Raw genomic sequence first — 26945 nt, 5'->3', positions numbered from 1 at the left:
CATAATCCGTATTATCTGAAGTTAATAAAGTCTGTTACACTCTTTTCTGTAGGAAGGTTTCCATAATATCCTTCTTGAATTTTTCATAATCAAACTGAAAAGCTACATTATGCGTTTTATAGCCTGGATTAGTAACAAAACGAAAGTCTGTAATACTTTGACCAAATCCTTCTCCTTGATCAGGAATTACTTTAATGGGTACCTTTGAAAGGCCAATGGACTCTTGATTCAGCAAATACCACACTGTTACAAAATCATGCATAGGACTTCCACTGATACCAGGATTAGACTTGGAGTAGAAATTATAATAATAATCTAACATAGGTTTGATGATAAGCCCTACAGGATCCTGTGTATTCCGATGAAATGCATCGATTTTCTGGACCATTTCGGGTGTAACAATCGCATGTTGAGTCACATTTAAAGGAATAATTGTCAAATTCTTTGCATGCTGCAGAATTAAATTTGCTGCATAAGGGTCTGCGTAAAAGTTAGCTTCAGCCACAGCAGTTACGTTACCTGGATAGAAAAAAGCTCCCCCCATGCAAATGCATTCTCTTACGTTTCGCATTGTTTCTAAATTCAATACAAAAGTCGTAGCTAGCGAAGAAAGTCTTCCTAAATTGATAATTGTAAGATCTTCTAAATTTGATTCTATAATTTGATAAATATCATTTAAAGGATAAACTGGATATGGAATTTCAGGGGGAATAATAGGGCCTAATCCGACTTTTCCATGTACCTCAGGGAAATACTGAATCAATATACCTGTCAACGGTACAGAAGCACCAAGGAATACAGGTATCTCTTCTCTTCCCGCAATGTACTTCAAATAGTTAATATTTCTTATTACATTTTCTCTTGATACATTTCCATAATCGGCTACAATTCCTACAAGTTGAATGTCTTTACGAAAAAAGGTGTACAGTATAGCAAACGCATCATCAATCCCCAAATCTGTAAACAGAAGAACCTTTTTTTGCATATCTCTTCCTCCCAAATCTATAGAATCCTACTTTCACTAATGATGTAGTGGTCAGACTAAGCTTTTATGTATTTTATGTATTCTTAAAGAGTGGATTCTATTCATTTGTAATAGCTTTGCTCATCTAAATTTGATATTATGTCAAGCGTAAGTTTCTGTTCTTAAGTTGATGGGTATGTGGCGCTACCTCATGCCCATCAACTTAAGGATTCGGAATGAACCAAAAACTCATAAATTATATACGTGTTTCTAACCTTGTACGTCGCGTTGGAGGTGGGCGGCATAATGTTTGTGGAACATATCCTAGCAAAAAAATGGGTTGTACAATTCAATATGAATCATTTTCTGTTAAGTAAAAAAAGAACCCTAAGGTTCTTTTTGTTTTATGTTATTGTTTGTTACGTATAAGTACAGTGGAATTTTTTATTTAAAAAGCATCGGTAAAAATCCAATAATGTCGAAAGTGAGATGGCAAATCCAACTTACCCAAACGCTCTTTGAATTTTTCCATATATAATTCAGGAATAACCTAACAGGGACTATAGTTATCAATAATTGCATTGGCACGAAACCATAAGCAGGAATATGCCATAAGGCAAACAGAACGCTACATATTATTGATGCTGTACCAAATTTTAATCCTAATTTTTGTAATGCGATGATTATGTTAGTACATAGCAATTCTTCACCCATTAACATGAATGGTACACGGATTAAAATCATCGAAACACTTATTACTTGAGCAACAGAATTTGTAGTTGGGGGTTCAAAAATATAACTATATAGTGCGCCTGAACCCATGCCCACGATAATCGTTAAAGGTAAACCCCAGAGTAATGTCTTAAATTTAAAATGTTTGAATTGCTCTAAAGATATTTTCCCTAAAAAATAGTATCCTATAATTCCACATAATACAAGATTCCATGAAGCTTCAAGAATCATTGCTAATAATTCAGGTATATGACTGACTATAAGTGCGATACATTGATATGCAATTCCTGAAATAATTAATAATCCTAAAGCCAAAAGAGATTTTGAATCAATTTTCTTCTCTGTTTCTATAATCTTTGTTTCCACAACAACCCCTTCTTTCTTATTATTTCATTAATTACAAATATATAATAACATATATTAATCCGAATTAATGGTAATTCAGAAGGGGACAATACCTTTTGTGTAATATCGTTGTATACATGCAGTAAAACGATTTTTTAACAAACTTAATCGGCTTCTTTAGCATACCTACTTTTTATCGTTGCTAGTATGCCAGAGCAGTTCGCCTGTATTAAAGAAAGGATTGAAAATAAGCCGTTAATTTCATATTTAGGTGAGGAACAGGTTTTACTTACATATTATAAAAATAGCTATCTATATAAAAATTACATAACAGTAGCTGATAAAAATCCATTAAATGAGACAATTATTTGTACCGAGATGCTTTTCATAATCAAAGAACGTTTAAGTTTGGTGATGTAATTGAGGTCGATTAAAGTGTGAATTAAATCCATATAAAGGTTTATGGCCAACCATGAATCAATAGTGGGCCATAATTATCTTAAAGGTCCATATCTTTTAATCCGGGACTATGCTCATTTGGCATTTCAGGAAGCTCTGGTACAGGAAAGCCTTTTGGTGGGTCAGTTACTGTTAATGTCCCTTTGTTTCTACTTGGTGATTCACCTTGGAATATTTCTCCCATTCTTGTTGGGTCCAATCTAAAATTAAATTGTGCATTATGAAATCCCATTTCTACATACTTTCTGCATTCTGAGTATTTATTAATATCATAGTTCGGCACAGGAAAGAGTTTTCCCCATTCAACACCCAATGTCTCTAATGCTTTTGCGAAAGCATTTTGATGTGCGTTATCACGTACAATTAAAAATGCAAGAGTTTCTCTAAATATTTGATTAGAACTCATTTCATAAATTCTAGTTTTTTGAAGTACACCTGTAGATTCAAGTACGACATTATCTAGTAAATCGCTAATTAAGTTTCCATGACTATATACCCAAGATCCATTCCATGGGTTTCCAGCTGCATCAACAGGCAATGAACTTTGAGCACCTACAATAAAGTGGTGAGGATTTGCATGTTTAACCGCTTCATCAAGTGGTGCTGTGTCAATACCGGCATTTCCTGGCGTATGTTCACCAGATCCAGTTAATAGTTGATTAATTGTATGTTGTACAAGCTCTACATGGCTTATTTCCTCTAAAAAAACACCTCTAAGTAAATCACGATATTGCTTCTCTTTACCTCTAAAATTTGAGCTTTGGAAAAAGTATTGCATCATTGTACGCATTTCACCATAATGCCCACCTAATATTTCTTGTAAAACTTTTGCAGCAGCTGGATCTGGTTTGTCCGGCTTGATAATATTAATCAGTTCTTCTTTATAATAAAACATGAAGTACACCTCTTTTTAAAATAGTTAACATTATTATATTTTCCAATAATAGGATGTTTATTACTTATATTCTTCTTTTCTCTGATTGTGGGTTTTTCCTCAAAAATGTGAAGGTGTGAAACAACCATTTTAAATTTGAAATGAGTGTGGGGAGATTTGAACTTGTATTGCTTTTAAATAAAGTCACGATGTTATTAAAAAAAGAAGCATTGTTTTGAAGAAGGACGAGATGTTTATAAAAAAGTTACCATGATTTACTCCTTTGTGTTAAGTGACAAGAAAGTTGTTTCATTAAAAGGCCATTTTGTGAAATAAGAGGAAAGGTCTCATTCTCAATTTTAATAGACATTTTAATTCGCGTACTGATAGAATAAGCAGAAATATAATATAGGTGGGATGGAATTGAGAAAAAGATTAGGCTGCTTACACGCCCATTATTCGAATATAGAATATATAGAAAATGCACTTTCTTCATTTAACATTGAATTAATACATTTTGTTGACCCGGCATTAATGTATCGAGTTACATCAAATGAAAATTTCCTAGAATCAGATGCTCAATTGAAAGTTAAAGAGCAAATAGAATGGATTGCCCAATGTAATGTTGATGCTATCCTTATTACTTGTACAAACTATATTGCAATTTTACAGGAAGACCAACTCTCAATATCAGTGCCAATTATTAAAGTTGATGAACCTTTCTTTGATTACATTAGCAATATACAGCAACCTCAGACAATTCTTTTTACAAATCCTGCAACTGTTGAAGGTACAGTAAAACGTCTTAAACATCATGCTAATAACTATCAAAAATCTTTAGATTTAGAAGTTATTGTTATAGATAGTATTTTTGAATTGATAATGCAAGGGCTAAAAGAAGAATACAACCAAGAAATTACAAAGTCCTTAAATCAAATCATTAAAGATGAAAAGAAAGTTATCTCCGTTGCTCAATTATCTATGGTTGATGCATCTCAGCAAGTTGAGTATAAAACATCTAAGACTATTATTAATCCATTGAATACATTAGTATCTTACATTGTTAATCAATTAGAATTAGAGAAGAAAAATCAGTGATAAACTGATTTTTTCCTTCAGTTAAAGGGCGTTTTAATTGAGCAAGAATCACAAAAATTATCAAACTTTTTTATAAAAGGATGATTCAATTAAATATAGAAAAAGCGTGTTTTAATCAAAAAATTTTTCAAAACACACTTTTTCTATTTGTTCTTTTATCAAGGTTTATTAAATTAATTGAATCAAGCCTTATACAAAAGCTACAACTTGCATTTTTTGTATAATAAAGAGGGCATAAAAGAAAGTAGGATGTAATCAAAATTAACTACTAGTTTTGGGTGAAAAAGATAAGGGCATGGATTTTAATCTTATCTTTAGCTTTAAGAATAGTTAAAAATAATCATTTAAAAAGGATATATTTTCAAGGCTTCAAAATGACTTTTATACAATCATCTTCACGATTATTAAAAATTTGATAACCGTAGCTCGCTTCTTCAAGAGGAATTTTGTGTGTAATAATCTCCTTTGGATCGAATTCTTTATTTGTTATTTTTTCAAATAGTTCCGGCATAAAATGAATGACAGGTGCTTGTCCCATTTTTAAATTAATATTTCTAACCCAAAATGCCCCGAGTGGAAATGCATTATAATTACCACCATAAACACCAGTCATTTGAACGGTTCCGTATTTTCTTACGGCTTTCGTAGCAATTTGAATAGGGCCGAGAGTTCCACCTTGTAATTTCAATTTTTGTTCTAGAAATTCTAGGGGTGATTTTTTTCCATCCATGCCCACGCAATCAATGACTACATCGGCACCGCCATGCGTAATTTCCTTTAAATGTTCTCCCATATCAGGAAATTTTGTGAACTCAAATACCTCAACATTGTTAATCTTTTTTGCATAATTTATCCGATAATCTAAGTAATCGACTGCGATTACGCGCTTAGCACCTTGCATCCAGGCAAATTTTTGTGTCATTAATCCAACAGGGCCACAACCAAGAACGATAACAGTATCACCTGACTTAACACCTGCGTTTATTACACTCCAATAGGCTGTTGGCAAAACATCGGATAAAAACAGTAGAGATTCATCTTCAAGTTCGCATGATTCTGGTATAACAAATGGAGTGAAATTTCCAAAAGGAACTTTTAAATATTCTGCTTGCCCACCTGGATGGTTACCAAATTTCTCTGTGTAACCAAAGTATCCACCAGAATCATAATGAGGATTGGAGTTATCACATTGACTTTCCATTTCATGTTGGCAATAAAAACAATGTCCACAAGCAACATTAAAGGGAATAACAACACGATCTCCTTTTTTTACTTTAGTAACATCTGGACCAACTTCTTCAACAATTCCCATTGGCTCATGACCAATAATGTACCCTGGAGGTAACGGCATGTTGCCTTGATATAAATGTAAATCAGAACCACAGATAGCGGTTGAAGTAATTTTTACAATAATATCATCTTTTTTCTCTAACTTTGCATCATCCACTTGTTTAACTTGTACTTGGTTTGGACCTTGATAAGTCACAGCTTTCATCTCATATCTCCTTAGGAATCATTTTTCATAATTTATATGTATCTCTTGGCAAAACAGAAATCTTTAGTAAAGAGAAATCTATACATAGTGTTGTTATGAAAGTGCGTTATAGCAACTCTTCTTTCTTATATCTTTTGCCTTATTTTAAGAAAAAACTCAATATTTATACATAATCTAATTCCCATAAAAAGGATAACTATTATTTCATGATTCGTAGCATATTAACAACAATGGAGGTGAAACAATATGGCAAACAATAATAGTGGAAGTCGTAATGAATTGTTAGTTCGAGGCGCTGAACAAGCCCTTGATCAAATGAAATATGAAATTGCACAAGAGTTTGGCGTACAACTTGGTGCAGACGCAACAGCTCGTTCAAACGGTTCTGTTGGTGGTGAAATTACAAAACGTTTAGTAGCAATGGCTGAACAACAACTTGGTGGTAGAGCTAACCGCTAAGAGAATTAGTGTAAAATATAGCAGATATGTAAATCAATTTCTTTTGTGTATTTATAAAAATAAAAACCCTTATATTAAACAGATTCTCACTCAAAGATTATTGATAATCTTTGAGTATTTAATTTGTAAACTACTTTCCTAAACAATAAACACGCAGTGTTGGAAAGGTGTTTTCCATGCATAGTAGAAAATCTTTTGCAGGAAAAAGTATAATTAAAAATTTGATTTCAATATTGAAATCAATATTTATTATGATATTTTCGAAAGGTAGGAATTTAAAAATGGGTATATTAAGTGGAAATCCTCAAAATGAACCTTTACATTACGGAGAAGTATTTGATATTTGGAGTTATCTCCTTGCTGCACAGGGGGCAATTGCAAGCCATCAAGTATTTATGAATCACACAGGTGACGAAGATTTGAAGAAGTTTTTAGAAAGCTTAATTGAAAATGATATGAATTCGGAGATAGAAGAATTAAAGGCACTTTTAAAAGTTAATGGGGTCGCTTTACCGCCAGCGCCTCCAGAACGTCCAGTTGCATCTATCGAAGACATTCCTCCAGGAGCACGTATTAATGATGCTGAAATAGCAGCAGCTGTTTCTACAGGATTAGCAGCTGGACTTGTGACATGTAGCCAAGTAATGGGCAAATGTCTTCGAGAAGATGTAGGCATGTTATTCGGACAATTTCATATGAAAAAAGCGCAAGCAGGAGTAACTTTGCTGCGTCTAAGTAAGAAAAAAGGGTGGGTAGTTCCACCTCCGTTACATGTAAGAAATTCAGATCAAGCTTAATAAACAAAAATAAAAAAGTGGCGTTGACCACTTTTTTATTTTTTAGATGTATCCTCAGGCTTGGATTTATTTATTGTGGAAGGATCTATATATTCATCTGACATTTCCATAGCATATTTATCATGATGAATATGCTTCTGATTTCTTAATTCATTGTCGTTACGCAGTACTAACCTCTTCATATAAATGTGGAAGAAAACCTCCATCCCGCCAATAATTAAAGTAGCTAAGAATGAAGAAAGTCCAATATTACGAGTAGCATCTAAATTAGTAAACAAGGATGTTAGTAACCAAATGCCGAAGAAGCTTAAGCCGAAATCTGCCATTGTAGCAATCATATTTCCGTATTTAGGTAAAATGAAGAGATCGCCGATTAAATAGGCAGCTCCTGTTAGGAAAAGAGAAATGAGTAATACTCTAGGAATTGAAATGCCTTGAAAGATACCGAGTACCATTAGCAATACTGCAGTTATCGCTGTGTATTTAATTAATAAAGCAACAATATGTTTCATCATTTTCCTCCATTGTTTAAACGTATATGGAATAAAATATTTCATAAAAAACAGGTTATGCTATATAGCGTAACCCGTTTTAATCACCCTTAAATGGTAAGAAGTACAACCTGAGTAAGAAGCAGGCTTATACTACGGATAGTATTTGCGGAAAATCGAGTTTTATTCACAAAGTGTAGTTCCATTCTTATAATAGAGATGTTGCCTAAGTACAGTGTTTTTTTATTAGACTTAATAAATTTTACCGTTATGATTTTGTTGCTTAAATATAAGAATAAAAAGTATTTTCGTGCTTAATATATCTTTTTGTCTACATATTTTCCATAATCGGGTACAGCAATTTTATTAAATTCTTGAACGAGTGTTTTGAGGCTTGTTGATAGCAATTCACCTGACATCGGTATTCCATGTCCAGTAACAGCGACCAGAGGCTTTACTTCTTCTAATTTAATGACGGATTCCTTAGCAGCTTTCCAGTCTGTTGTTAAATAACGAGGCGGACCGCTTATTTCTTGTTCCTGAGTAATTACCTTATATAGATATTCCTGCTTCACTGTAACAAAAGCATCCCCAGCAATTAAAGTTCGGTCTTTTTCTCGGAATAATGAAATATGACCTGGAGTGTGTCCTGGTGTATGAATCCATCTAAACTCTGCCATATGGGGAACAGTTCCATCGGTAGGTAGTGCTTTTACGCTACTTCCTAAATCAATCGGTTCATTAGGGAACAGGGGAGACAATTTCGCTATCATACCACCTTCAACTGTTGGATCTGGTTCAGGATAACTTTGTTGTCCAGTCAAGAACGGTATCTCCATTTGATGGGCATAGACTGGAACATCCCAATACTTGATGAGTTCAATTATTCCTCCAACATGATCAAAATGCCCATGTGTTAAAATAATTGCTTTTGGACGGCTATTTGTACCAAATCGCTTCTCAGTAACAGAGATAATTTCATTTGCACATTTAGGCATTCCAGCATCAATTAAAACAAAATCATTAGTATGCGGATTTCCAACAAAACATATGTTGACGATTTGAATCGTGTAGCAAAATAAATCAGGCAATACTTCGATGCCATGACCACTTTCAATTGAAGTTGCTGGAATAAACTTGTAATCACTTCCGTAATTCATTTCCTTGTCCACTTTTTATCCCCCTTAACATATTGTAATACGACATTATAGTTCCCTAATTTTGAAAATCCATTTTGGGGATTTGAGCAAAGAATTAGTGGGGGATTACAAAAAAATAAAAATGAAGTCCTAGAATTAAAGTGGAGACATATCAATTTATATAATAGTTTCTACAATTTTTTTGAGGAGGGTGATGGGTTAATAAAATATTCATCTTAATATTTCAATGTGTATTTATATAAAAAATGCATAACAGTAGCTAATAGAACGCCATTAAATAAGGCGATTAATTGTACGGATGCTTTTCATAATTAAAGAATGTTTAAGTTTGGAGATATAATTGAAGTGAATTAGAGGGGGAATATCTTTTCCTAACTTAATTATACCATGTAAATCAAGTTCGAAATAGACTGTTTATTCGTATTTACTACTGCTACAATCAAGAACACATGCATAGTAAGGAGAGATGGTAAATGAGTTCTTTCGTTCTCGATTTTCAGGAAATAGAAAACACGCAGCTTTCACTCGTTGGTGGAAAAGGATTGAATTTAGGGAAGTTATCCAACATTCAAGGGATACAAGTGCCAGAAGGATTTTGTGTTACAACGGTAGGATATGAAAAGGCCATCGAGCAAAATGACGAGCTTCAAACTTTGTTGCAGCAGCTAACAAAGTTGAAACGTGAAGACCGAACTCAAATTGGTGGAATTAGTAAGAAGATTAGAGAAGTCATTATGGCAGTAGAAATCCCTTCTGATGTAGTGGAAGCGGTAACTCATTATCTCTCACGTTTTGGAAATGAACATGCGTATGCTGTGCGTTCTAGTGCGACGGCTGAAGATTTACCGTATGCTTCGTTTGCTGGTCAACAAGATACGTATTTAAATATCACCGGAAAAGAAGCGATTTTGCAGCATGTAAGAAAATGCTGGGCTTCTTTATTTACAGAGCGTGCAGTTATGTACCGCATGCAAAATAGTTTTGAACATAATCAAGTTTCTATATGTGTTGTCGTTCAAAAAATGGTTTTCCCGCATGCTTCGGGCATTATGTTTACTGCTGATCCGGTTACTTCTAACCGAAAGGTGTTATCAATTGATGCCAGTTTTGGACTGGGCGAGGCATTGGTATCAGGATTGGTCTCTGCCGATAATTATAAAGTAAAAGAAGGCGAAATCGTCGATAAGATGATTGCAACTAAAAAACTAGCTATCTACGGGCGGAAAGAAGGCGGAACAGAGACAAAGCAAATTGCACCTAACCAGCAAAAAATTCAAACACTTACTGAACAACAAATTTTACACCTGGCACGTATAGGAAGACAAATTGAATCCTATTTTGGTTGTCCGCAAGATATTGAATGGTGTTTAGTGGATGATACATTTTATATTGTCCAAAGTCGTCCAATCACGACTTTATATCCAATACCAGAAGTAAATGATAGGGAAAATCATGTGTATGTATCGGTTGGTCACCAGCAAATGATGACCGATCCCTTGAAGCCATTAGGAATGTCTTTATTCCAGTTAACATCTTTTGGACAGAGGTTTCAAGCTGGAGGAAGGTTGTTTGTTGATGTTGCACAAAGATTGGCTTCGCCTACTAGTAGAGAACTTTTATTAAATATGATAGGGAATTCGGAACCGCTTATTAAAGATGCATTAACGACTGTAGTCGAGCGAGATGATTTTATTACATTGTTACGAGATGATGAAAAAGAAAAGAGTGTTGGTAAAAGTGGACCACCTACAAGTTCGCAACCACAAGTCGAAAACAATCCAGCAATCGTTACGGATTTAATAGAAATGAATCAAGCATCAATTGAAGAGTTAAAACGAAACATGCAAACGAAATCAGGGGTGGATGTACTTGATTTTATTTTGGAAGATATTCAGCAATTAAAGAAAATATTATTTCATCCGCAAAGTATGGCTGTCATTATGGCAGGTATGGATGCTTCAACATGGATCAATGAAAAGATGGAGCAATGGTTAGGCGAAAAGAATGCAGCAGACACACTTTCTCAATCAGTACAAAACAATATTACGTCTGAAATGGGGCTAGCATTACTCGATGTTGCTGATGTGATTCGGCCATATCCAGAAGTTATTGCGTATTTACAACATGTAGAAAATGATAACTTTTTAGATGAATTAATTCAATTTAAAGGCGGAGAAAAAGCTCGAGATGCCATTCTAGCTTTTCTAAATAAATACGGAATGAGATGCAGCGGAGAGATCGACATTACGAAAACGCGCTGGAGTGAAAAGCCAACAATCATTATCGCAATGATTTTAAATAATATAAGAGACTTTGAAGCTGGCGCTAGTAAGCAGAAGTTTGAAAAAGGGCTGCAAGAAGCTTTGAACAAAGAAGAAGAGTTATTAGAGCGATTGCAGCATTTGCCGGATGGTACACAAAAAGTAGAAGAGACGAAGCGAATGATTCGTAACATCCGTAATTGTATCGGTTATCGTGAATATCCAAAATACGGCATGATTAATCGTTACTTCATATATAAGCAGGCGTTGTTGAAAGAAGCTGAGAAACTCGTGCAAAATAACGTTATTGCTGAAATTGAAGATATATACTATTTAACTTTTGAAGAGCTTCACGAAGTCGTCCGTATGAATAAACTAGATTACGAGCTTATTCATAAACAAAAAAATGATTACAAATTATATGAAAAGCTAACGCCACCGCGTGTAATGACGTCTGATGGAGAAATCATTACAGGTAAATATAAACGAGAAAATCTTCCGGTCGAAGCAATCATAGGTCTGCCTGTTTCTTCAGGAGTTATTGAGGGAAGAGCTCGCGTTATTTTAAACATGGAAGATGCGAATTTAGAAGAGGGAGATATATTAGTTACAGCATTTACTGACCCTGGCTGGACACCGTTGTTTGTGTCTATAAAAGGATTAGTCACTGAAGTTGGCGGGCTCATGACGCACGGAGCAGTTATCGCACGTGAATATGGATTACCAGCAGTCGTCGGAGTAGAGAATGCTACGAAATTAATAAAAGATGGGCAACGAATACGGGTACATGGAACAGAAGGGTATATTGAAGTGTTATAGTTTCGCCTTAGATAATAAAGAGATCAGTCCCTAATTATAGTGGATGATCTCTTTATTTTTTTAGTCAGCTATTACCACCTAAAACATTGTTAAATCAGAATGTATATCAATTTGAACTAAAGAATATTTTCAAAAATATTACAAATTCAGACAACATCTTGTAAGTTATCTGAATTTTCATTATTATATAAACGTTATAACGTATTTAATATTGGGGAGGAATAGGGATGAAGAAAAAACCTTTTAAGGTGCTGTCTACGCTTGCGGCGACAGCTGTGCTTAGTTGCACGTTTGGATTTGGTAGTCAATCTGTTTATGCGGCGACGCCGTCTCATACAGGAACTGTAAGTCCAATTGATGAAAATTTAATTCAAGAGGATCGTTTAGCAGATGCGCTCAAGAAACGCGGTGTAATTAGTGAATCTACGTCGAAAGAAGACACATTAAAAGCTGTTGAAAAATACGTAGAGAAGAAAAAGGGCGAAAATGCTGGAAAAGAACCAGCAACAGGGGATAGTGTCTCAAGAGAAGCTTTTGACTTTTTGAAAAAAGTTAAAGATGCAAAAGCAGATGCGAAAGAAAAAGTTGATCAACCTGCTGGTGGCCCAGTAGTAGGAGAAGCGCCGGTTAAAGGGGGATTAAACGGCAAAGTACCAACTACTTCAGCGAAGCAAAAACAATATAATGGTGATGTTCGTAAAGATAAAGTTTTAGTATTACTAGTAGAGTTTGCTGACTTTAAGCATAACAATATTGATCAAGTACCAGGTTATATGTATTCAAATGATTTTAATCCAGAACATTATCAAAAAATGTTATTTGGTGATGAGCCGTTTACACTCTTTGATGGTTCAAAAGTCCCAACATTTAAACAATATTATGAAGAGCAATCTGGTGGTAGTTATACAGTCGATGGGACAGTAACAAAGTGGTTAACAGTTCCTGGTAATGCCGCGGATTATGGCGCAGATGCAGGAGATGGTGGTCATGATAATAAAGGACCAAAAGGACCACGTGATTTTGTAAAAGAGGCATTGCATGCAGCTGTAGAAAGTGGAATTGATTTATCTGAATTTGACCAATACGATCAATATGATAATAATGGCGATGGTAATAAAAACGAACCAGATGGTCTAATTGATCATTTAATGGTTATTCACGCTGGAGTTGGACAAGATGGAGGCGGTGGTAGACTAGGTGATGACGCAATTTGGTCACATCGCTGGAACCTTGGAACACCATATCCGATTGAAGGGACAAAAGCAAAGGTTGATAACTGGGGCGGTAAAATGGCAGCATACGACTACACAATTGAGCCAGAAGACGGAGCGGTTGGTGTATTCGCACATGAATTCGGTCATGATTTAGGTCTTCCAGATGAATATGATACGAAGTACTCAGGCGCAGGTGAGCCAATTAACTCTTGGTCTGTTATGAGTGGCGGTAGTTGGGCTGGTAAAATTGCAGGTACAACGCCACCGAGTTTCTCTCCGCAAAATAAAGAGTATTTTCAAAAGAACATGGGCGGGAACTGGGCAAATATTGTAGAGGTTGACTATGATAAATTAAATCGCGGTATCGGTTTGGCGACGTACTTAGATCAAAGTGTAACGAAATCAGCTCGTCCTGGTTTAATTCGCGTAAACTTACCAGATAAAGATGTAAAAGGTATTCAGCCTGCATTCGGTAAGAAATATTACTATAGTACAAAAGGCGATAATCTTCATACTACATTAGAAACGCCAGTGTTTGATTTAACAAATGCAACAAGTGTGAAGTTTGATTATAAAACATTGTATGAAGTTGAAACAGATTATGACTTCCTTGAAGTACATGCAGTGACAGAAGATGGTAAGAAAACGTTAGTGGATCGCGTTGGTGAAAAGAATGTGAAAAATGGTCTAGATACAACGGATGGTAAATGGGTTGATAAGTCATATGACTTAAGCAAATTTAAAGGTCAAAAAATAAAACTAGCATTCGAATACATTACAGATGGTGGTTTAGCACCGAGCGGTTTTACGCTTGATAACGCTACATTAACAGTAGATGGAAATGTTGTTTTCTCTGATGATGCTGAAGGCGAAGCGGAATTAAAATTAAATGGTTTCGTTGTATCTAACGGTTTTGATAAGAAGAAACATAACTACTATTTAGAGTGGAGAAACTACGCTGGTGCGGATCAAGCGTTAAAATATAGTAGTGGTGTACCGTATAATACAGGTCTTGTAGTATGGTATGCAGACTCTAGCTTTACAGATAATTGGGTTGGTCTACATCCAGGAGAAGGTTTCTTAGGGGTTGTTGACTCTCATCCAGAGGCAATTGTTGGAACGCTAAACGGCAAACCAACAGTTAAAAATAGTACACGATACCAAATCGCAGATGCTGCGTTCTCCTTTAACCAAGCGCCAGCATGGAAAGTTGTATCTCCAACACGTGGAACATATGATTACAAAGGATTACCAGGTGTAACGAAGTTTGATGATTCTAAATCGTATATGAATGATTTAATCCCAGATGCAGGACGTAAATTACCGAAGCTTGGATTGAAATTTGAAGTAGTTGGACAAGCAGATGATAATACTGCAGGTGCAGTTCGTTTATATCGTTAATAATGGAGAAGCTGTTGAAGAGGATACTTTTCAACAGCTTTTTTTCATAGAAACATAAATTACACTTAGCAATTTGTTGATGGTCAGATTGATGAAAACATGTTGCTATGCAGGCTTGGTTATTTCTTTAAACCAGCCGCATAAAAAGGGCCATGAACTGCGATTGTTGATAAAATACGAGCAATTTCCTCAGGTGTTTCTTTTTGTCCGTTATTTAACCATTGCTGAATAACACCAATATGAGCAGATGCCATATAAGAAGCTAAGTATTGGCTTGGGACGAGTAAATTCTCCTTATTAATGAGAGCACCATTCGTATCTTCAAATAGTGTTTTCCACATAAAGTCTTTCAGTTTTGTTTGGAAAGATAAATCTCCTTTTGGGCTCAGTACAGCTTTCATAAAATCACTATTTTCATTTAGAAATTCAAGAATAGAAGTAATAAGTATAAACGGCATTGTTGGGGAAGGGTTTGACCCAAGATCCGCAATCACTTCTGGGAATCTCTTTTTGGCTATGCTAGAAAACTCATACATAATTTCTTCTTGGCATTTCATCATTAAATCGAATTTATCGTGATAATGCGCATAGAAAGTACCGCGATTAATGTTTGCTTTCGTTGTAATATCTTTCACTGTAATAGCGTCAAAACCTTTTTCCTCAACTAACTCCACCAATGCATTTCGTATGGCAGTTTTCGTACGAATAACACGTAAATCTAAATTACTATCGCGCAAAGTATGTCCCTCCTTCATTTTAGCCAACACATTTCAAGGATATGTCTTATAACCGACACATTCACGATTTTTGATTATTGTATAACGTTCAACTCGAACATATAATTCAAATATAAATAAACAACACGTTGTTGGTTATTATAAATCAAATTAAAGGAGGAGAAAAGAAAATGTTTAAAAACAAACTTTTATTGTTATCTCCAGTTATTGCACTACTTGTTGTTTTTATTTTTTCATTAACATTATTTCCAACCGTTCAACCTAAGCCGAAAAACTTACCAATCGCAATTGTAAATGAGGATCAAGGAGTAGAAATTCCGAATCAACCGAAGATGAATATGGGGCAAACGATTGTTGATAATATGAAAAAGACATCAAAATCAGAGGAAGAACCTGCGGTAAAGTGGGTAGAAGTGAAAAATAAAGAAGCAGTTCAAAAAGGCTTAAATAATCAAGAATATTATGCAGCATTAGTTATTCCGAAAGACTTTAGCACAAAACAAGCATCATTACGAACACCACAGCCATCTTCGCCAGAGGTAGAAATATTCATAAATCAAGGAATGAATACAGCTGCATCAACTATGGCAGGACAAATGTTAAATGGGGTAGTTGATAATATGAACAATACTGTTCGTACACAAATATTAGAAGGATTGAAAGCAAAAGGGGCTATTTTAACAACAGACCAAGCTGCGAAATTAGTAACACCTATTACAAAGAACGTGACAAATGTAAATGAAATCGGTAAAAATAGTGCGAACGGTAACTCACCAATTTCATTATTCCAGCCGTTATGGATTGCAAGTTTAGCGAGCGCAGCAATTATCTTTATTGCGATAAGTAAAATGCCGATTCGTACAAGAAAAGAAAACTTTGTATTAAAACTAAAGCAAATCGTAACAGGCGCAATTGCTGCACTTATTATTGGATTTGGCCTTACATGGATTGCGGATGGAATGGTAGGACTAAATATTTCAACTTTCACTGATACGGCCTTATTTTTATCTATTACATCGTTTAGTTTCTTCTTAATGATATCAGCGGTACTTTCACTAGTTGGACTAAAAGGAATCGGTGTATTCGCTCTCTTACTATTCTTCGGTGCACCGTTATTATCATTAGCACCTGAAATGTTGTCACCATTTTACCAAGACTGGGTGTATGCATGGTTGCCAATGCGATTTATGATTGAAGGACTTAGAGAAATCTTCTTCTTCGGAAAAGGATTAAGCTGGAGCACACCCCTTACTGTGCTCGTATCGATCGGTGCGGTAAGTATCGTTATTATTCTAATGACTGCTTTCAAACGTAGTGCAATAAAGGAACATACAACAGAATTAAACGCTTAGAAAAAAGAACGTTTCACTCGTAGTGAAGCGTTTTTTTGTAGTGAAATGATTATTAGTTTATAGTGAAATGAAAAGTTCGTATTTGTGGTTCTTTTTGTATACATGCTCCTACTATTTCAAATTGCATAAAATGTCATGTGAAATAATGGAGGGGATACGATGGATAATTCGAATTATTATGATTGGTATAGGCAAAATGATAAGCTGATTCGTGATATTGAAAAAGCAATTAATGGAGAGTTTACTGCTATAAATTGTTATGCGAAATTAGCTAACATGGCTCCAAATGGGGCGGAACGAAATCAAATTCTTGAAATTCGTAATGATGAAATAAAGCATTTTCATCATTTTGTACAAATCTATACAAATTTGACTGGTCAGCAGCCGAAACCACAAATTACAGAAGAATGCCCGAATACGTACTTACAAGGATTAGAATTTGCAATACAAGATGAACAGAAGACAGTAGATTTTTACTTGGAAATTTCAGATGAAACATCGGATGCACATCTAAAAGAGTTAATACGCAGAATAGCTGCCGATGAACAAAATCATGCGGTGTGGTTTTTATATTATTTTGTGAAGACGAAGTGAATATAAAGAATGAGTGGCTGATGTGATGAATAAATTAGAAATTATTTTAAAGCGCAGTGCGACAATTGAATGAAAAACTTAAATATAAGCAGAAAAAAACCGTTTCATAAGTAGTGGGACGGTTTTTTCACGGTGAAATACAAGTTACATAGGAAATATAGTAGTTGAATTTGGTATATAATGTATGAAATGAAAACGAAAATAAATAAGCTAGGAGCAAATAAATGAAAAGAGGAATTATTGTAGATATTCCAAATGAATATGATAATCTACTTTGGAAAGTGTTAAAGCCGATCGATATTACTTCATTTGATTGGCGAGTGGGGAGTGAGGAGTCATACTTAGTAGCGCGTGGTGGATTGGATGAGGCATTATTTCCAAAAGAACCAAGTATAGTGGAAGGATCAGATTTGAAAAGATTATTTAAAGACAAAATATATTATGTTATCTTTGCAGATTTAAAAGCGTATCCAAAAGGAGAGGAAGTAGTAGATATTGAAACATATGAAGAATTTAAAGAGAGTAAGTGTGAATTAGTTTTACTAGTTGCGGGTTGTACATACGTAACAGTTTACGCTAAAGATCAAAAAGCGATTGAATTGATGTATGAAAACGCACTGAATCAAGGTTTTTATGTTGAATACGTGACAGACGAAAATGACGGTAGAACGCGTTTGTCAGTATAGTAGTAATTTGAAAGGGGAACGGTAATATGGGGAGAAATACAGTTAAAGAATATACAATTCGAATTGCTACGGAAGAGGAAAGCGATAGCATTATTACTCTATTAAGAGAAGTAGCAGAGTAGTTACAACATAAAGAAGTAGATCAATGGAAGTATTTATTAGGCGGAGAGGCTACGGCTGAAATACTAGAAGGTATAAGAGAGAAATATACATATGTGGTTATGAAAGAAGATGAAATAATCAGTACAGTTACAGTATCTCCTAAACAAAATGAATGGGATGAGCGTATTTTTGGTAAGGAGGAAGTTTCTAACTCATTATATATTCATAGATTTGCGGTGAAACGGAAGTATAAGGGGAATGGGATCGGAGAATGGATTTTACAGTGGATAGAAGAGAATGTACAACATGACAAAGAGTTTTTGAAACTAGATTGTGTGGGACATAATCTTACGTTGAATGATTTTTATAAGAAAAATGGTTTTGAATATGTTGGGAGTACAGATGGACTTAGTAAGTTTCAAAAGAGAAGGGGGTAAGTGAATGAATCAAATTCATACGGATTTAGTTAAAAGGTTGATAGGGGAACAGTTTCCTAAATGGGCACATTTAGAAGTGAAGCCTGTAAAGTTTAGTGGGCATGATAATAGAACGTTTCATCTAGGGGATGAGATGAGTGTAAGATTGCCAAGTGATGCAGCATATGCACCGCAAGTAGAGAAAGAAAATAAGTGGCTACCTATATTAAGTAAGGAGCTTTCTTTACCGATTTCTACACCACTTGCAAAAGGAAATCCATCTGAAGAGTATCCGTGGCCTTGGTCTATAAATAAGTGGATAGAAGGAGATACTGTTACGAAACAAAATGTTCGTGACCTAAATGAATTTGCGGCGGGCTTAGGATCATTTTTAGTAGAATTGCAATCCATTGATGCGAGTAATGGACCGGTAGCTGGAGCACATAATTTTTACCGAGGCGGGCTTATATCTGTATATGATGAAGAGGCGAGAGATGCTATTGAAAATAATAAGAATGTTTTTGATGAAATAGTATTAAAGCATCTTTGGGATGTAGCACTTCAGTCAACGTGGGAGAGTAAACCAGTTTGGGTTCATGGAGATGTTGCACCAGGAAATCTACTCGTTAAGGATGGAAAGCTTTGCGCCGTAATTGATTTTGGTATTTTAGGAGTAGGGGATCCTGCTTGCGATGCGGCGATGGCTTGGACGTTTTTTGATAAGAATAGTAGAAACGTATTTAAAGAAGTATTGCGCATAGATGAAGAAACGTGGAATAGGGCGAGAGGATGGGCACTTTGGAAGGCGTTAATTACATACGATGCGAATAAGATAGTGGCAGAAGAATCGTATCGTGTCATTCAAGAGATTGTGGATGATTATGGGAAGTAATAGAATTATTTATCCCGCTTTAATGGGCAGTAAGACCCCCACCTCAAAATTCAGCGAAAGCAAAGAAGTTAGGTGGGGGATCAACTGCCCATAAAAGTCCGATTGGTGAGAGCTGATAATCAGTGGGGGATGAAGAAAACCCCCACTGGTTAAAGTTTCACTTTATTATAAAAGTGTTCATTTCTGTAAATATGCACTGTTTTTTAGAGAGGGAGATGTTTGCAGCTTTATGCTATTTATTTTGGGGGTATTTCTAATAGAATTTGCTTGCTAGTATGCGCTTAATTTTCTCTAGAGGTGGTTTTAAATTTATACTATTTGATTAACAGGTTGAATAGAGGAGCAAATAAACCTTTAGCAGTAGAACCAACCCATAAGAGTGTATTAATTTTATCTATTCCGTTGTACAAACCCTAGTTCTTGAGCGAGGTTTTCCAGAAATGAAGGAGTAAGATGTTCATATAATTCTTCAGCAAATAATTGAAGTTCACTTTGGATCCAAAGATTTATAAAAAACATCATCCTTTCTAATCTAGCCTGTTTAGAAAGAATAACGCTTTTTTATACCAGAGGATAGTGAAAACTTCGCATCTTTCTTACAAATATCGTGAATTTATTTAGAATTCATAGTTTTCTGTTATTTTTTAAGGGACTGAATTGGATATATATGCTAATATGAGAAAGGAATTGTAAAGGAACCTTTAAAAATGGAGGGAATTATGAAAACTTTCATATATATGGTGAGACATGGGGATTCACCGAAATCTGGAAAAGAAAAAACAAGAGGATTAACTGAAAAAGGAAAGTTAGATGTTCAACGAATAACAGATGTATTACAAGGTGAGGGAATTGACATTGTTATCTCAAGTCCATACAATCGTTCAATTCTAACTGTTCAGCAGTTAGCGAAGCAAATAGGACAAGAAGTTTTAGTATTTGAAGACTTAAAAGAGAGAATTTTTATTGCTGAAGAGGAACGAATGTCGGATAAGGAATTATTCCCTTTGATAACAAAGTCATTTTTAGAACCCGATCTTGCTTTAACGGGGGGAGAGTCTAATGTCGACTGTCAGAAACGTGCTATAAAAGTCTTAAAAGAATTATTAAACACCTATCGAGGACAGAAAGTAGTATTAGGAACCCATGGAGCTGTTATGACTTTGATGATGGGGTATTATGATAGTAAGTATGGTCTGAATTTTTTACTACAGACATCAAAACCAGATATATACAGAATGGAATTCAATGGACAGGAATTGGTGGAGATTAAAAGATTGTGGGAAATTGAATAGATTGACTTTATTCATCCATAGCTTTTCCTAGTGACGTGTATTAAAAACAATAGGGTTACTGCGGTAACTCTTTTTCTTATGGCACTAACGGGGGGGGGTGAGTTCAACAATCTAAAAAATTCGCGTTTTGTTCTTGCTATCTCGAGATGAAATGGGAGGGAATGTTTTTGGGCAGGATACTTTTAAAGTTATTTTTTAAATCAATCCTATTTTTGCTCTTATGCAGTACTGTTATTTTTTCTATATTTCAGATTATTTTTGTCTGGAGTGTTTCGACAGGATTAGGGAGGGATGATATAGTCGGATTTTCTGATAATAAGTATGTAATTGGTTGTCCACCTGTTAGCTATAATTTATATAAAAAAGATAGTGGGGAAACTATATTAGATAATGTTATTGGTTATAAAAAGGGAAAAACTAAAAGCTATGTTCGGAATGAAATTGAATTTGCAGTGATAAATGAGATAAAGGGTAGCTATGAACTGTATAAAATAGAAAATGCTTCAGAAAAGGATATAGAACGGCTGAAAGAAATGAAGAAATTAGAATAAAAGAGGCTATCTGAAAAGTAAAAATGTAAGCTTGTTATTGCTAAATCTAAAAAATGTTTTAGACTGATAAACTGAGTTTTATTTCATGAAAAGAGTCATTATTAAAGTATTAGGGGTTCAGTCAAATGTCCATCAGACTAACAAATAAAAATACCGTTTTTTTACACTTGAAGGTAATTAATATTTTTAAGTTGATGGGCATGGGGCGTCAACTGGATCGGCTATTATTTATTCTGTAATGCTATTAATGAATATAAATACCTATAATTTTAATAATGCTTAATTGTGTTACATGAAAAAACTCCTTCGTTGAATTTATATACTTATTATATAAATTCAACGAAGGAGTTTTTATATTGTTATATTTGGCGTCTTTATAATTAAATATTCAAAATGGAAGGAATCTAACACGATTATACAGAATATTTAGATAATGGGAGGTGTCGAATTTTGAGTGAAATTGAATTAAAAAGGAATGTAATTAAGACAGGGAGTGAGAAGAGGATCATTCTTCGTTTTATACTCGCTAGTCTAGTTGGGCTGTTTATGTTTTTCGTACCGGTTACGATAAATGGTGCTTCGTCCATTATGATTGATCATATCGTTTCGTGGATCAGGACTTCTGTTCCGAGTGTAGTACCTTATTACGCTCTACTCGTTATGGTAGTGGGAGCGATTTATCCGTTTTATACGAAAAAATGGAATACATCTATCGTAGACATTTGTTTTTCGATTTTAAAAGTAGTTGGTGTTGTCTTTGGTGTATTATATTGCTTGAAAGTAGGGCCAGCCTGGTTCTTTGCGCCAGATGTAGGGCCGTTTTTGTATGAGAAACTAGTAATATCGGTAAGTTTACTCGTTCCAATTGGCTCAGCTTTTTTAGCGTTATTAGTCGGGTATGGATTACTTGAATTTATCGGTACGTTTTGCCGTCCAATTATGAGGCCGTTATGGAAAACACCAGGACGGTCAGCAATCGATGCGGTTGCTTCCTTTGTGGGGAGTTATTCGCTTGCTTTATTAATTACGAATCGCGTGTATAAAGAAGGAAAGTATACGACAAAAGAAGCTGCTATTATCGCTACAGGTTTTTCTACAGTATCCGCAACATTTATGATTATCATCGCAAAAACATTAGATATTATGCATTTATGGAATGTTTATTTTTGGACTACTCTTGTTGTAACATTCATCGTAACTGCTATCACAGTAAGAATCCCACCACTTAGTAGAAAACCAGATACATATGTAACAGAAGAAGGGTTTCCAGAACCTGTTTATAAAGAAAAAATGTTAGAACGTGCTTGGGAAGATGCGTTAGAAGTATCGAAATCTGCACCGAGTATTATGAAAAATATCGCAGTGAATTTAAAAGATGGATTTATTATGACAATGGGAATTTTGCCATCCATTATGTCAGTAGGATTAATTGGTATCGTATTAGCGAAATTCACGCCAATATTTGATTGGATCAGTTATATTTTCTATCCATTTACATGGCTATTACAATTACCAGAAGCAGAACTAGCTGCTAAAGCGGCATCCGTTGGTATCGCAGAAATGTTTTTACCTTCTCTTTTAGTTGTAAGTGCACCACTTGTGACAAAGTTTGTCATTGCGGTTGTTTCGGTATCATCTATATTGTTTTTCTCAGCTTCCATTCCTTGTATTTTATCGACAGATATTCCTTTAAAAGTATCGGAACTTATTATTCTCTATGTACAAAGAACGATATTAACGTTACTTATTATTACGCCGATTGCTTATTTATTGCTTTAAAGTTTTACAAAGATAAAGCTATAACAAAAGAAGCCTTCTGTAAAAGGAAGGCTTTTTTTGTTTAAAAGCGGGGTATTCCCACATCACTATCATGCTAAGAAAATCAAATATCCTAAAACGTGAAAATATACTATTTTCTGTTTTTGAGATGTTTTTATTTATTTTTTGAATATGAAGTCATGCTTCTTAAGAAGATTCCTAGTCCTGCAAAAAAGAATCCTAAGCATAATAAACTGCCTGGTGTTCCCCAAGTAATTTGATCTAGCATTTTTATCCCCTCCCGTTTATTATTATATAGTATTTATTGGAAATTATTCAAATATTATTTTATTGGTGCAATATTAACGATTATTGATGAGCCTTCACACCTTATACGAGGAGATTGTATTCAATCACCCTTATAATACGTTTTTGTTTTGTGTGATATAGTAACAACAAAGGGGGGCTTACAAATGGAAATGATTCACGAAAGAGCAAAGTTACGGTTAATAGATAGTGATGATGTCGAAACTTTGTTTTCGATTGTAGAAGGAAATCGGGATATTTGGGCGTATTTAATCTCTAAAATGGATAATGTGCAAGATATGCAGCAATATGTTCAAAAAGCGATACAGGGTTATGGGAAGGGTACTCAAATACCTTTCGTTGTAGTGGATCAACAGACGAATACGATTGTAGGAAGTACACGTCTATATAATATTTCAGTAGAAGATAAAACAGTCGAGTTAGGGCAGACTTGGTATCATCCAAGTGTGCAACGTACGAGTATAAATACAGAGTGTAAGTATATGCTTCTCCAGTATGCTTTTGAAAAATTGCGTATGCTGAGAGTACAAATTAAGACGGATGCAAGAAACGAAAAGGCACAACGAGCAATTGAAAGGTTAGGTGCAGTAAAAGAGGGTGTGCTTAGAAATGAAAGAAAATTGCCAAGTGGTCATGTGAGAGATGCAGTTGTGTACAGTATTATCTCGAGTGAATGGCCAAACGTAAAAGAACAATTGTTAGAAAAATTAGAGTTGTATAAAGAAAAGCTATAATTCGTGTTTTGAAAGGTATATTGTTCGTGAGACATGAAAAATATACCTTTTTTCTTACAAAATGCTACTTTATTTTAATTCCTTTTGTTTCATCGTTCCCTTCTGAGAAAAAATTCGTTACAATGTAGTTGTATGGTAATAAACTTATGAATTTAAAACATGTAATGAAAACCGCAAATGAAAATGAATTGATAATCCTCAATTTTAAATGAAAACCCTTTTATACATAAATAACAAGTAAAGTTCCTTCTTTTAAATAAACTCAAACAAAACGATTTGATATAAATGTTTTTTTATAGAAGTATGGATGATGTACGGAGGCAATTACAAATGAAAGAAAATAAGAAGAGTAAGAAAAGACGAATCTTTCAAGTATTTTTACTAATGATTTGTTCTGCTATTTTATATGTAAGTTATGCAGCTTATGATATTTGGAGTTATCGTTTTAAAACAAATGATGGCGTGAAAACGGATGCTGGTATCGTACTAGGAGCAGCTTCTTGGAACGGAAAACCATCTCCTGTATTTAAAGAAAGAATTAATCATGCGATTTCTTTATATAAGAACGGAGATATTAAAAAGATTATTTTTACAGGTGGTACAAAGTTCGAGGCAGAACTTGAGGAAGCGCGTACTGCAAGAGTATATGCAATGAAACAAGGTGTAAAAGAGGAAGATATTTTAATTGAAACAAAATCCCTTTTCACAGAAGAAAACTTAAAGAATGCGAAGGAAGTTGGAATAGAGAACGGAATACGCACATACACGATTGTAAGTGATCCACTTCATATGAAACGCGCAATGAGAATCGCAAAACATATTAATATTGAAGCGTATGCTTCACCAACGCCGACATCAGCATATAAAACGTTAGATACAGAAATTCCATTCTTCTTTAAAGAATTATTCTCGTACATTGGATATGTAACCTCTTTACCATTAAAGGCATTGAAGGGAGACTAATATAAGAAAAGAACCTATCTTTAAATAGGAACTTTTCTTATTAGTCAAAAACATTGTATTTTTATCGGAATAGTGAAACAATAGAGAGGTAGCTTCATATAATCATAATGAAAAAGTGAGCGGTTGATGAATCGAGCATAAAGGAGATTATAGTATGGCACTCTCATTTGTTGAAACAGAAGAACAATCTTTCATTATTGCACAAATAAATAAATTGCTTCCAAAGTTCATGGAAAGGGAGCATCAACTAAGTGAATTAGGATCATTTCCGTATGAAAATATGAGCGATTTGAAAGATATCGGATATACGAAATTAACGTTACCGAAGGAATTTGGTGGTAGTGCGATTTCTTTATATGACTTCGTTTTATTTCAAGAGAAAATCGCGGAAGGCTGCGGAGCTACTGCATTATCGATTGGCTGGCATCTTGGCATTGTGAAAGAGCTAGCGGAAAATCACTCTTGGAATGATGAGATGTTCAAATGGTTTTGCGAAGAAGTGCGTAACGGTGCACTTTTTAACCGGGCAGCAACAGAACCAAAAACAGGGAGTCCGACGCGTGGCGGTAAACCAGAAACAAGGGCGACTCAACAAGGCGAGAAGTGGATTATAAATGGAAGAAAAACCTTTACAACGATGGCGCCAATACTTGATTATTTTATTATTTTAGCGAGTATTGAAGGCCGAGAAGAAGTTGGTGAGTTTGTCATTCCGAGAAATACGCTCGGTGTATCCATTGAAGAAACGTGGGATAGCGTAGCGATGCGAGGGACTGCTAGTCACGACCTTGTCTTACAAAATGTAGAGATAGAAAGTCGCTTTTTTACAGATGTAAAGGGCGGGAAAGTGAAACAAAAGGGTATTGGCTGGTTGCTACATATACCAGCATGTTATTTAGGAATTGCACAATCAGCAAGAAATTATGCAGTTCAGTTTGCGGGATCATACAAGCCAAATAGTTTAAACCATTCTATTAGTTTATTACCGAATATTAGAAGATTGGTTGGAGAATTAGAACTCGAACTTATGCAAGCTCGCGTCTTTTTATATCAAATTGCGAAAAAGTACGATGAGGCAGAAGATAAATTATCATTGCAAGCAGAATTAGCGGCAGTGAAATATGCCGTAACGAATGCGGCTATATCTATTGTAGATAAAGCGATGCGCATCGTAGGGGCCAAAAGTTTATCAGAAAGAAATCCGCTTCACCGTTACTATTTAAACGTCAGAGCAGGATTGCACAATCCACCGATGGATGATGCAACACTATCTATATTAGCGGATGCGGCGTTTCAATCGTAGTTTTTTTAACTTATATTTTATTGTTTATGGACAATATAGTTGTTTTGAAAGCACATGTTTGATTACTAATCGAACACGTGCTTTTTATGTGTGCGACGTACCAAATTGAGATGTAGATTTTTAGTATAAATGATTATCATGATTTTGGATTGTTATTGGCTGAAAGAATATTTATTGCAATGTTAATTTGACAACTTTTAATCCCAAATTAAAGGTCTTTCCAAGTGTACCATTCGTAAATATTGTAAAAATTGACCTGCATGGACCGCATCATGATAGGCAATTCGTAATAGCATGTCGCCTAAATATCTTTGATAGCCAACATCGCTTCGATCAATAAGGGTTGAATCTAGCTCAGCTATGCTTATGGATTGAACATATTCTATGAAGTCAGTAAAGTATGATTGTGCCAATTCAATTTCTTTTTTTACACAAGTAATTGGCTCGTTATCATACGGGATATGTATGTCATTTATTGAGCCGTTGTTTTTTAAAATCATATGATAGTAAAAAGTTGAGGTCCAAACATGACGAATCATCTCACCAAAGGACATAGCCTCATGATCAGGCTTCCAATTAAGAAAATTATCGGGAAGAGAATTCCATAATTTTTCTGAGCGCCTTCTCGTTTCTTTCAAATTTAATATACTAAGATCAATTGCATTCATA

Annotated in this window: 23 protein-coding genes and 2 pseudogenes; 17 read left to right on the top strand and 8 right to left on the bottom strand. The window is 34.8% G+C overall.

Annotated elements, in window-relative coordinates; all coding sequences use genetic code 11:
- Positions 1 to 34 precede the first annotated feature (34 nt).
- Together J0835_RS14910 and J0835_RS14905 are read right to left on the bottom strand one after the other, a co-directional pair.
- Positions 35 to 985, bottom strand: coding sequence for a nucleoside hydrolase (locus J0835_RS14910; protein ID WP_087981102.1), 951 nt, complete (start codon positions 983 to 985; stop codon positions 35 to 37).
- Positions 986 to 1408: 423 nt separating this feature from the next.
- On the bottom strand, positions 1409 to 2062 hold the full coding sequence (locus J0835_RS14905) for a CPBP family intramembrane glutamic endopeptidase (protein WP_087981101.1): 654 nt from the start codon (positions 2060 to 2062) through the stop codon (positions 1409 to 1411).
- Positions 2063 to 2248: 186 nt separating this feature from the next.
- On the opposite strand from J0835_RS14905, the pseudogene J0835_RS14900 reads away from it, so the two are divergent.
- Positions 2249 to 2475 (top strand): annotated as a pseudogene (locus tag J0835_RS14900) (YolD-like family protein).
- 65 nt (positions 2476 to 2540) lie between these two features.
- On the opposite strand, the gene J0835_RS14895 reads toward J0835_RS14900, so the two are convergent.
- A complete protein-coding gene (locus J0835_RS14895) occupies positions 2541 to 3395 on the bottom strand; it encodes a manganese catalase family protein (RefSeq protein ID WP_087981100.1) in 855 nt (284 codons plus the stop codon).
- A gap of 396 nt (positions 3396 to 3791) precedes the next feature.
- On the opposite strand from J0835_RS14895, the gene J0835_RS14890 reads away from it, so the two are divergent.
- Positions 3792 to 4472, top strand: coding sequence for a hypothetical protein (locus J0835_RS14890; protein ID WP_087981099.1), 681 nt, complete (start codon positions 3792 to 3794; stop codon positions 4470 to 4472).
- Between the two features lie 361 nt (positions 4473 to 4833).
- On the opposite strand, the gene J0835_RS14885 is transcribed toward J0835_RS14890, so the two are convergent.
- Complete coding sequence (locus J0835_RS14885) at positions 4834 to 5967, bottom strand: zinc-dependent alcohol dehydrogenase (protein WP_087981098.1); 1134 nt, start codon at positions 5965 to 5967, stop codon at positions 4834 to 4836.
- Between the two features lie 246 nt (positions 5968 to 6213).
- Between J0835_RS14885 and sasP the strand changes: the two genes are divergently transcribed.
- The gene (gene sasP, locus J0835_RS14880) at positions 6214 to 6426 is read left to right on the top strand and encodes a small acid-soluble spore protein, SasP family (RefSeq protein WP_000002839.1); all 213 of its coding nucleotides are present in this window, start codon (positions 6214 to 6216) and stop codon (positions 6424 to 6426) included.
- Positions 6427 to 6707: 281 nt separating this feature from the next.
- Positions 6708 to 7223: a DUF3231 family protein gene (locus J0835_RS14875; protein WP_000512126.1), complete on the top strand. Its 516-nt coding sequence runs from the start codon at positions 6708 to 6710 to the stop codon at positions 7221 to 7223.
- 35 nt (positions 7224 to 7258) lie between these two features.
- Here J0835_RS14875 and J0835_RS14870 read toward each other — a convergent pair whose 3' ends face one another.
- Together J0835_RS14870 and J0835_RS14865 are read right to left on the bottom strand one after the other, a co-directional pair.
- On the bottom strand, positions 7259 to 7735 hold the full coding sequence (locus tag J0835_RS14870; RefSeq protein ID WP_140386822.1) for a YndM family protein: 477 nt from the start codon (positions 7733 to 7735) through the stop codon (positions 7259 to 7261).
- Between the two features lie 293 nt (positions 7736 to 8028).
- Positions 8029 to 8886, bottom strand: coding sequence for an MBL fold metallo-hydrolase (locus tag J0835_RS14865; RefSeq protein ID WP_087981096.1), 858 nt, complete (start codon positions 8884 to 8886; stop codon positions 8029 to 8031).
- 461 nt (positions 8887 to 9347) lie between these two features.
- Between J0835_RS14865 and ppsA the strand changes: the two genes are divergently transcribed.
- Together ppsA and J0835_RS14855 are read left to right on the top strand one after the other, a co-directional pair.
- On the top strand, positions 9348 to 11954 hold the full coding sequence (ppsA, locus tag J0835_RS14860; protein ID WP_087981095.1) for a phosphoenolpyruvate synthase: 2607 nt from the start codon (positions 9348 to 9350) through the stop codon (positions 11952 to 11954).
- A gap of 227 nt (positions 11955 to 12181) precedes the next feature.
- Positions 12182 to 14569: an immune inhibitor A domain-containing protein gene (locus tag J0835_RS14855; protein WP_087981094.1), complete on the top strand. Its 2388-nt coding sequence runs from the start codon at positions 12182 to 12184 to the stop codon at positions 14567 to 14569.
- Between the two features lie 119 nt (positions 14570 to 14688).
- Here the strand turns inward: J0835_RS14855 and J0835_RS14850 are convergent, their stop codons facing one another.
- Positions 14689 to 15306: a TetR/AcrR family transcriptional regulator gene (locus J0835_RS14850; RefSeq protein WP_087981093.1), complete on the bottom strand. Its 618-nt coding sequence runs from the start codon at positions 15304 to 15306 to the stop codon at positions 14689 to 14691.
- A gap of 131 nt (positions 15307 to 15437) precedes the next feature.
- Between J0835_RS14850 and J0835_RS14845 the strand changes: the two genes are divergently transcribed.
- From J0835_RS14845 to J0835_RS14795, 11 genes and pseudogenes are all read left to right on the top strand, one after another.
- A complete protein-coding gene (locus J0835_RS14845) occupies positions 15438 to 16658 on the top strand; it encodes a YhgE/Pip domain-containing protein (RefSeq protein ID WP_140386863.1) in 1221 nt (406 codons plus the stop codon).
- A 159-nt stretch (positions 16659 to 16817) separates the two neighbouring features.
- Positions 16818 to 17252 (top strand): ferritin-like domain-containing protein, encoded by a 435-nt coding sequence (locus J0835_RS14840; RefSeq protein ID WP_087981091.1) that lies wholly within the window; start codon positions 16818 to 16820, stop codon positions 17250 to 17252.
- 224 nt (positions 17253 to 17476) lie between these two features.
- The gene (locus J0835_RS14835) at positions 17477 to 17938 is read left to right on the top strand and encodes a DUF2691 family protein (protein ID WP_333728132.1); all 462 of its coding nucleotides are present in this window, start codon (positions 17477 to 17479) and stop codon (positions 17936 to 17938) included.
- 26 nt (positions 17939 to 17964) lie between these two features.
- Positions 17965 to 18477, top strand: a pseudogene (locus J0835_RS14830) (GNAT family N-acetyltransferase).
- Positions 18478 to 18481: 4 nt separating this feature from the next.
- Positions 18482 to 19348 carry an aminoglycoside phosphotransferase family protein gene (locus J0835_RS14825; protein WP_144536390.1) on the top strand — a complete coding sequence of 289 codons (867 nt, stop codon included), beginning with the start codon at positions 18482 to 18484 and terminating at the stop codon, positions 19346 to 19348.
- A gap of 719 nt (positions 19349 to 20067) precedes the next feature.
- Positions 20068 to 20640: a histidine phosphatase family protein gene (locus J0835_RS14820; RefSeq protein ID WP_087981089.1), complete on the top strand. Its 573-nt coding sequence runs from the start codon at positions 20068 to 20070 to the stop codon at positions 20638 to 20640.
- 167 nt (positions 20641 to 20807) lie between these two features.
- Positions 20808 to 21191 carry a hypothetical protein gene (locus tag J0835_RS14815; protein WP_140386820.1) on the top strand — a complete coding sequence of 128 codons (384 nt, stop codon included), beginning with the start codon at positions 20808 to 20810 and terminating at the stop codon, positions 21189 to 21191.
- 450 nt (positions 21192 to 21641) lie between these two features.
- Positions 21642 to 22970: a YjiH family protein gene (locus J0835_RS14810; protein WP_087981087.1), complete on the top strand. Its 1329-nt coding sequence runs from the start codon at positions 21642 to 21644 to the stop codon at positions 22968 to 22970.
- Between the two features lie 452 nt (positions 22971 to 23422).
- Positions 23423 to 24010 (top strand): GNAT family N-acetyltransferase, encoded by a 588-nt coding sequence (locus tag J0835_RS14805; RefSeq protein ID WP_087981086.1) that lies wholly within the window; start codon positions 23423 to 23425, stop codon positions 24008 to 24010.
- A 330-nt stretch (positions 24011 to 24340) separates the two neighbouring features.
- Positions 24341 to 24973 carry a YdcF family protein gene (locus tag J0835_RS14800; RefSeq protein ID WP_000662228.1) on the top strand — a complete coding sequence of 211 codons (633 nt, stop codon included), beginning with the start codon at positions 24341 to 24343 and terminating at the stop codon, positions 24971 to 24973.
- Between the two features lie 154 nt (positions 24974 to 25127).
- The gene (locus J0835_RS14795) at positions 25128 to 26276 is read left to right on the top strand and encodes an acyl-CoA dehydrogenase family protein (RefSeq protein ID WP_087981085.1); all 1149 of its coding nucleotides are present in this window, start codon (positions 25128 to 25130) and stop codon (positions 26274 to 26276) included.
- Between the two features lie 197 nt (positions 26277 to 26473).
- On the opposite strand, the gene J0835_RS14790 is transcribed toward J0835_RS14795, so the two are convergent.
- On the bottom strand, positions 26474 to 26944 hold the full coding sequence (locus tag J0835_RS14790; RefSeq protein ID WP_087981084.1) for a DinB family protein: 471 nt from the start codon (positions 26942 to 26944) through the stop codon (positions 26474 to 26476).
- Position 26945 lies beyond the last annotated feature (1 nt).

Source organism: Bacillus cereus group sp. Sample62 (assembly GCF_036851315.1).
Taxonomy (GTDB): Bacteria; Bacillota; Bacilli; order Bacillales; family Bacillaceae_G; genus Bacillus_A; species Bacillus_A wiedmannii.
Note: the sequence above shows the minus strand (reverse complement) of the source record. Positions and strands in the feature narration are given on the sequence as shown.

What these genes read in the sequence shown, in the direction of transcription:
- J0835_RS14870 (WP_140386822.1), bottom strand. Translation starts at nt 7,735, where the DNA reads ATGAAACATATTGTTGCTTTATTAATTAAATACACAGCGATAACTGCA.
- J0835_RS14840 (WP_087981091.1), top strand. Translation starts at nt 16,818, where the DNA reads ATGGATAATTCGAATTATTATGATTGGTATAGGCAAAATGATAAGCTG.
- J0835_RS14820 (WP_087981089.1), top strand. Translation starts at nt 20,068, where the DNA reads ATGAAAACTTTCATATATATGGTGAGACATGGGGATTCACCGAAATCT.
- J0835_RS14895 (WP_087981100.1), bottom strand. Translation starts at nt 3,395, where the DNA reads ATGTTTTATTATAAAGAAGAACTGATTAATATTATCAAGCCGGACAAA.
- ppsA (WP_087981095.1), top strand. Translation starts at nt 9,348, where the DNA reads ATGAGTTCTTTCGTTCTCGATTTTCAGGAAATAGAAAACACGCAGCTT.
- J0835_RS14875 (WP_000512126.1), top strand. Translation starts at nt 6,708, where the DNA reads ATGGGTATATTAAGTGGAAATCCTCAAAATGAACCTTTACATTACGGA.
- J0835_RS14855 (WP_087981094.1), top strand. Translation starts at nt 12,182, where the DNA reads ATGAAGAAAAAACCTTTTAAGGTGCTGTCTACGCTTGCGGCGACAGCT.
- J0835_RS14910 (WP_087981102.1), bottom strand. Translation starts at nt 985, where the DNA reads ATGCAAAAAAAGGTTCTTCTGTTTACAGATTTGGGGATTGATGATGCG.
- J0835_RS14885 (WP_087981098.1), bottom strand. Translation starts at nt 5,967, where the DNA reads ATGAAAGCTGTGACTTATCAAGGTCCAAACCAAGTACAAGTTAAACAA.
- J0835_RS14805 (WP_087981086.1), top strand. Translation starts at nt 23,423, where the DNA reads ATGGAAATGATTCACGAAAGAGCAAAGTTACGGTTAATAGATAGTGAT.
- sasP (WP_000002839.1), top strand. Translation starts at nt 6,214, where the DNA reads ATGGCAAACAATAATAGTGGAAGTCGTAATGAATTGTTAGTTCGAGGC.
- J0835_RS14890 (WP_087981099.1), top strand. Translation starts at nt 3,792, where the DNA reads ATGGAATTGAGAAAAAGATTAGGCTGCTTACACGCCCATTATTCGAAT.
- J0835_RS14800 (WP_000662228.1), top strand. Translation starts at nt 24,341, where the DNA reads ATGAAAGAAAATAAGAAGAGTAAGAAAAGACGAATCTTTCAAGTATTT.
- J0835_RS14795 (WP_087981085.1), top strand. Translation starts at nt 25,128, where the DNA reads ATGGCACTCTCATTTGTTGAAACAGAAGAACAATCTTTCATTATTGCA.
- J0835_RS14790 (WP_087981084.1), bottom strand. Translation starts at nt 26,944, where the DNA reads ATGAATGCAATTGATCTTAGTATATTAAATTTGAAAGAAACGAGAAGG.
- J0835_RS14835 (WP_333728132.1), top strand. Translation starts at nt 17,477, where the DNA reads ATGAAAAGAGGAATTATTGTAGATATTCCAAATGAATATGATAATCTA.
- J0835_RS14825 (WP_144536390.1), top strand. Translation starts at nt 18,482, where the DNA reads ATGAATCAAATTCATACGGATTTAGTTAAAAGGTTGATAGGGGAACAG.